The organism is Flavobacterium sp. LB2P53, assembly GCF_003970305.1.
Classification (GTDB): Bacteria; Bacteroidota; Bacteroidia; order Flavobacteriales; family Flavobacteriaceae; genus Flavobacterium.
In genome coordinates, this window is sequence record NZ_RYDG01000010.1 from 105,538 (window position 1) to 111,696 (window position 6,159).

Below are 6,159 nucleotides of genomic sequence, written 5' to 3' on the forward strand. Positions count from 1 at the left end.
GGGATTTTCTATTTTTAATTGTATGTAAAGTTGCTCAAAGTGAAAAACTTTAAACTTTTAAACTTTAAACCTAAAACAAAGAATTATCTTTGCAAAGTCTTAGATTTTAAATCAGAAATCTAAAATAGTTAATCTTCAATCAAATAATCCTTTATGACAGGACTCGTTTACAAATCTACAGGAAGTTGGTACACCGTAAAATCCGAACAAGGGGATTTTATCGAATGCCGTATGAAAGGAAAATTCCGAATTAAAGGAATCAAAAGCACCAATCCTATTGCTGTAGGCGATATTGTGGATTATGAACTAGAAGAATCATCCGATACTGTTACGGGAACCATTCATAACATTCATGACAGAAAGAATTATATCGTTCGGAAATCAGTGAATTTATCCCATCAGATGCATATTATTGCGTCTAATATTGACAGGGTTTTCTTGTTGGTAACCATCAATAATCCGCCAACGACTTTTAACTTTATTGACCGTTTTCTGGTTACTGCCGAAGCGTATGGAATTGAAACTATACTGGTTTTTAATAAAATAGATACGCTAGACGATGCCACGCTGGATGAACAATTGTACATGCAGCATGTGTATCAGGAAATTGGATATAAATGTTTGCGCGTTTCTTCGACTGAAATGAAAGGAATAGAGGAATTGAAAGAAATGATGATTGGGAAAGTGAGCATGTTCTCTGGACATTCCGGAGTTGGGAAATCGACTTTGGTAAATGCGATGGAGCCTTCTTTACATTTAAAAACAAAGACAATTTCTGAAGCAAGCAAGCAAGGGCAACACACGACGACTTTTGCCGAAATGTATGATTTGTCTTTTGATGCCAGAATCATCGATACTCCCGGGATCAAAGGTTTTGGAATTGTAGACATGGATGCAGCAGAAATCAGTGGTTATTTTCCTGAATTTTTTAAGTTGAAAGAGCAATGTAAATTCAATAATTGCTTGCATAAAGATGAGCCGCATTGCGCTATTAAAGGGGCTTTAGAAAAAGATGAAATCGCTTGGTCCCGTTATAGAAGTTACCTTAAAATTCTCGAAGGTGACGATGAAAATTACCGTACTGATATTCATAATGAAGATCGAATAATTAGTGACAAAACTAGGGAATAGTAGAGACGCTATTTATCGCGTCTATTTTACATAGAATATAAAATAATGAAAATCGTCCTTCAAAGAGTTTCCCAAGCCTCCGTAACCATCGATACTAAAGTCGTAGCTAATATACAGAAAGGATTGTTGGTTTTGGTTGGGATTGAAGATTTAGACAATCAAGAAGATATCAATTGGTTAGCTTCAAAAACAGTCAATATTCGTATTTTTGGAGATGATAATGCAGTGATGAATCTATCTGTCAAGGATACAGATGGCGATGTTATTGTGGTAAGTCAATTTACTTTGCACGCCGCTACTAAAAAAGGCAATCGTCCTTCCTATATCAAAGCTTCAAAACCAGAAACAGCTATTCCATTATACGAGAATTTTGTGCTTCAGTTGGAGAAAGAATTGGGTAAAAAAGTACAAACTGGCGTTTTTGGTGCAGATATGAAAGTACTTTTGCTGAATGATGGTCCTGTAACGATAGTAATTGACAGTAAAAATAGAGAGTAGGTTTCCTTAGAGTTCTCCAAACATAAAAAGTAAATACCGGAAATTGTTATAAGAAACACCTCACTGAAGGTGTTTTTTTAGGTTCCAATTCTTTACATTTGTTCAAGTACAACTGAGATGGCTTTAGAACAATACATTCAAAATATAAATTCCGCCTACAAAAGAGGTAATGCAACAAAACACACCTATCGTGGCGATTTGAAGCAACTTATCGAAAGTATTGTTCCGGATGTTGCCGCAACCAACGAAACCCAATATTTCGACAACGTTCCTGAAATAGCTTGGAATTTCTACATTGGTGGTTATCAGCCCGCTCAAAAATGGCTCAAAGACCGTAAGGAACGCAAACTGGAATTTGACGATATTGCCCATTATCAAAAAATCATTGTAGCACTAAGTGAAACGGATAGATTAATGAAAGTAATTGATACAATAGCAATAGAATAGTTATGGAAGAAAACGTAAAAAAGTTTATTTTATACACCGCACCAAGCGGAGAAATACGTGTTGATGTTTTACTGCAAAACGAATCGGTATGGCTTTCGCAAAAAGCAATGGCGTTATTGTTTGACTGCAGTGCAGACAATGTTTCATTACACTTAAAAAATATTTTTGAAAGTAAGGAATTAGAAGAAAATGCAGTTACCGAGGTTTTCTCGGCAACTGCATCAGATGGCAAAACCTACAAAGTAAAACATTACAGTCTTGACGCAATAATTTCTGTTGGTTACAGAGTAAACTCTACCAAAGCTACACAATTCAGGATTTGGGCAACCCAGACTTTAAAAGAATATATTATAAAAGGGTTTGTGCTTGACGACAATCGTTTAAAACAGGGTCAAGCAATTTTTGGAAAAGATTATTTTAAAGAATTACTGCAAAGAGTTCGTTCGATTCGCGCAAATGAAAGAAGGATTTACCAGCAAGTAACGGATATTTTTGCTGAGTGCAGTATTGACTATGACAGCAATGCCGATATCACAAAAAATTTCTATGCCACAGTTCAAAATAAATTTCATTTTGCTATAACCGGTAATACTGCTGCCGAAATAATAGCCAAAACTGCCGACGCCGAAAAGGAAAATATGGGATTAACGACTTGGAAAAATAGTCCAAGTGGAAGGGTTTTGAAATCGGATGTGGTAGTTGCCAAAAATTATTTACAAGAAAAAGAAATTAAACAATTGGAGCGCACCGTAACGGGTTACTTTGATTACATAGAAGGATTGATAGAGCGGGAGAATACTTTTACGATGAGTCAATTGGCAACAAGTGTGAATAAATTTCTAAACTTTAATGATTATAAGGTTTTGGACGGTAAAGGGAAAATTTCTAAAATACAAGCTGATAAAAAAGCAATCGCTGCCTATGAAGCCTTTAATAAAACACAGAAAATAATTTCTGATTTTGATAAAGAAATAAAAAAACTAAAAAAATGAACCTAAAAAATTCCCAACTCGACGTAGATACTTGGATTAAAGAACACGGCGTTCGTTACTTTAACGAATTGACCAATATGGCGCAGCTTACCGAAGAAGTAGGGGAAGTGGCCCGAATCATCGCCCGTCGTTACGGCGAACAATCCGAAAAAGAAAGCGATAAAGACAAAGACCTTGGCGAGGAATTAGCCGATGTAGTTTTTGTGGTATTGTGTTTAGCCAACCAAACCGGAATTGATTTACAAGCCGCTTTTGATAAAAAAATGGATCTAAAATCCATTCGAGACAAAGACCGTCACAAAAACAATGAAAAACTCAAATAATTTGTGAAGTATAAATTATGAATTATAAATGCGGAGTGGTAAATTGCGACTCAAAAATTATTTGAGTTAAAAATGAAAGTATAATTCATATCTCATAACTCACAACCCATAATTACAAAAATGAATTTACTGTTACAAACTTCCCAATCCAATTTACAAGCTCAAATTGCAGTTACTGGCTCAAAAAGCGAAACAAACCGCTTGTTATTGTTACAGGCCTTATTCCCAAACATTACTTTGGCCAATACTTCGAACTCTGATGATAGTGAAGTCATGCAAAAAGCATTGCTAGGAAACGAGGAAATAGTTGACATTCATCATGCAGGAACAGCCATGCGTTTCCTGACCGCTTATTTTGCTGTGAACGAAAGCCGCGAAGTAGTTTTGACTGGTTCGCAAAGAATGACGGAGCGCCCTATAAAAGTTTTGGTGGAAGCCTTGGAACAATTAGGTGCGAAAATCTCCTATGAGAAAGAACCAGGATATCCGCCCATTCGTATCAATGGACAAAAAATCACGGACTCTAAAGTTTCTATTCCTGCAAATGTAAGCAGTCAATACATATCGGCCTTATTATTAGTGGCGCCAAAACTGGAAAACGGTATTGAAATCACTTTGGTTGGTGAGATCACTTCGGTTCCGTACATCAAAATGACTTTGGCATTATTAAATAATTTGGATATCAAAACCAGTTTTGAAGGAAATGTAATTACAGTTTATCCAAAACAAGAAGTGGAATCAAAAGTAATGACTGTTGAATCCGATTGGAGTTCGGCTTCCTACTTTTTTAGTTTGGTTGCTTTGGCTGAAAATGCTACTGTTTCATTGACCAGTTATACAGAAACCAGTTTACAAGGCGATTCGGCTTTGGTAGAAATCTATAAACAAATGGGCGTCGAAACGCATTTTGAAGGAAATAAAATGACGCTTACCAAACAAGGGAATTTTATTCCTCAAACTCTAAATCTTGAACTAAATAATACGCCGGATATTGCCCAAACGATCGTAGTTACCTGCCTTGGATTAGGAATTGGTTGCCATCTAACAGGCTTACATACCTTGAAAATTAAAGAAACAGACCGACTGGAAGCACTACGAATTGAGCTAACAAAACTCGGAGCGAGCATATCCGTTACCAATGATAGCTTGACGCTTTTGGCTTCAAGTGAAATCAATCACAACATTAAAATTGCAACCTACAACGACCACAGAATGGCAATGGCATTTGCACCATTAGCGTTGAAAGTACCCATAATCATCGAAAATGCCGAAGTCGTTTCAAAATCATATCCGGATTTTTGGGAAGATTTAAAAAGTTTAGGTTTCGAAATTTCGTAAAAAACCCTCAATTCATTGGGCGAAAAGATGTTTCCCTTTTCCCTCTCCTTTGGAGAGGGCTGGTGTGAGGAAAAATAAATTGCAAAACACTTGACAACGCCTATCTCACAATCGTATATTTGCACACTCGAATTAAGATTGTCATCCTGAGCGCAGACGAAGGACATAACTCATAATTCATAACTTATAACTTTTTAAGATGAAACTATCACATTTTCAATTCGATTTGCCAAAAGAACTTCTTGCTGAATATCCAGCTGAAAACAGAGACGAAGCACGTCTAATGGTTATAGATCGTAAGAAAGGGACTATAGAGCATAAAATGTTCAAAGATGTTATTGATTATTTTGACGAAGGCGATGTTTTAATTCTCAATAATACTAAAGTTTTTCCGGCACGTTTGTATGGTAACAAGGAAAAAACAGGCGCAAGAATCGAAGTTTTTTTACTTAGAGAATTAAATGCAGAGCAAAGACTTTGGGACGTTTTAGTAGATCCGGCCCGAAAAATCAGAATTGGTAACAAATTGTATTTTGGAGATGATGATTCCTTAGTCGCTGAGGTGATAGATAATACTACGTCTCGTGGAAGAACATTGCGTTTTCTTTACGACGGTTCTTATGAAGAATTCAGAAATAAATTAACGGAACTTGGAGAAACTCCAATCCCAAAATACATTTCTAGAGACGTAACTCCGGAAGATGCGGAACGTTACCAAACTATTTATGCCAAAGAAGAAGGATCTGTTGCAGCGCCAACTGCAGGATTGCATTTCTCTAAACATTTAATGAAAAAACTGGAAATCAAAGGAATCAAATTTGCCGAAGTAACCCTTCACGTAGGTTTGGGAACTTTTAATCCGGTTGAGGTTGAGGATTTATCAAAACACAAAATGGATTCCGAGGAATTAAAAATCACTCAAGAAGCATGTGATATTGTAAATAACGCAAAAGTTCATAAAAAAAGAATCTGTACCGTAGGAACAACATCTATGCGTGCCGTAGAAAGTTCAGTTTCGTCACATAATACACTGAATCCTTTTGACGGATGGACAAATAAATTTGTGTTTCCACCTCATGAATTTACGATTCCCACCTGTATGATTACTAATTTTCACACGCCAAAATCAACTTTATTAATGATGGTTTCCGCTTTTTGTGGCCACGATTTAATGAAAAAAGCATACGCAGAAGCAATCGAAAAAGAATACAAATTCTATTCTTACGGTGATGCAATGATGATCATCTAATCTGAATTCATTTCAGTCTAAATAACAAAATCTCGTCAGCAATGGCGAGATTTTTTGGTTTATTCCGAGCACAGTTTTATAAGAGTGTGCCCCAAGGGTCGCGCTCAATGTCATTAAGTTAAGGAATTTTATATTGCATCTTTTTGATTTTTAAGCACTAAAGGTCGAATTCGATTTCTAT

Annotated in this window: 7 protein-coding genes; all 7 read left to right on the plus strand. The window is 36.2% G+C overall.

The window, feature by feature from the left end:
- Positions 1–153: 153 nt before the first annotated feature.
- The 7 genes from rsgA to queA all read left to right on the plus strand — a co-directional run bounded on the left by rsgA (position 154) and on the right by queA (position 5,978).
- The gene (gene rsgA, locus EKL95_RS12565) at positions 154–1,131 is read left to right on the plus strand and encodes a ribosome small subunit-dependent GTPase A (RefSeq protein WP_126564338.1); all 978 of its coding nucleotides are present in this window, start codon (positions 154–156) and stop codon (positions 1,129–1,131) included.
- A 45-nt stretch (positions 1,132–1,176) separates the two neighbouring features.
- Positions 1,177–1,629, plus strand: coding sequence for a D-aminoacyl-tRNA deacylase (gene dtd, locus EKL95_RS12570; protein ID WP_126564339.1), 453 nt, complete (start codon positions 1,177–1,179; stop codon positions 1,627–1,629).
- 117 nt (positions 1,630–1,746) lie between these two features.
- Positions 1,747–2,076: a type ISP restriction/modification enzyme gene (locus EKL95_RS15240; protein ID WP_233589421.1), complete on the plus strand. Its 330-nt coding sequence runs from the start codon at positions 1,747–1,749 to the stop codon at positions 2,074–2,076.
- A gap of 2 nt (positions 2,077–2,078) precedes the next feature.
- A complete protein-coding gene (locus tag EKL95_RS12580) occupies positions 2,079–3,068 on the plus strand; it encodes a virulence RhuM family protein (protein ID WP_126564340.1) in 990 nt (329 codons plus the stop codon).
- A complete protein-coding gene (locus EKL95_RS12585) occupies positions 3,065–3,391 on the plus strand; it encodes a nucleotide pyrophosphohydrolase (protein WP_126453086.1) in 327 nt (108 codons plus the stop codon). The genes EKL95_RS12580 and EKL95_RS12585 overlap by 4 nt, the downstream gene beginning before the upstream one ends.
- A gap of 120 nt (positions 3,392–3,511) precedes the next feature.
- Positions 3,512–4,729, plus strand: a complete 1,218-nt coding sequence (gene aroA, locus EKL95_RS12590) for a 3-phosphoshikimate 1-carboxyvinyltransferase (protein WP_126564341.1) — start codon at positions 3,512–3,514, stop codon at positions 4,727–4,729.
- Between the two features lie 199 nt (positions 4,730–4,928).
- Positions 4,929–5,978 carry a tRNA preQ1(34) S-adenosylmethionine ribosyltransferase-isomerase QueA gene (gene queA, locus EKL95_RS12595; RefSeq protein ID WP_126453091.1) on the plus strand — a complete coding sequence of 350 codons (1,050 nt, stop codon included), beginning with the start codon at positions 4,929–4,931 and terminating at the stop codon, positions 5,976–5,978.
- Positions 5,979–6,159 lie beyond the last annotated feature (181 nt).

Bases quoted from the DNA above. Each gene is read 5' to 3' on its own strand.
- EKL95_RS15240 (WP_233589421.1), top strand. From the start codon at position 1,747: ATGGCTTTAGAACAATACATTCAAAATATAAATTCCGCCTACAAAAGA.
- EKL95_RS12580 (WP_126564340.1), top strand. From the start codon at position 2,079: ATGGAAGAAAACGTAAAAAAGTTTATTTTATACACCGCACCAAGCGGA.
- queA (WP_126453091.1), top strand. From the start codon at position 4,929: ATGAAACTATCACATTTTCAATTCGATTTGCCAAAAGAACTTCTTGCT.
- dtd (WP_126564339.1), top strand. From the start codon at position 1,177: ATGAAAATCGTCCTTCAAAGAGTTTCCCAAGCCTCCGTAACCATCGAT.
- rsgA (WP_126564338.1), top strand. From the start codon at position 154: ATGACAGGACTCGTTTACAAATCTACAGGAAGTTGGTACACCGTAAAA.
- aroA (WP_126564341.1), top strand. From the start codon at position 3,512: ATGAATTTACTGTTACAAACTTCCCAATCCAATTTACAAGCTCAAATT.
- EKL95_RS12585 (WP_126453086.1), top strand. From the start codon at position 3,065: ATGAACCTAAAAAATTCCCAACTCGACGTAGATACTTGGATTAAAGAA.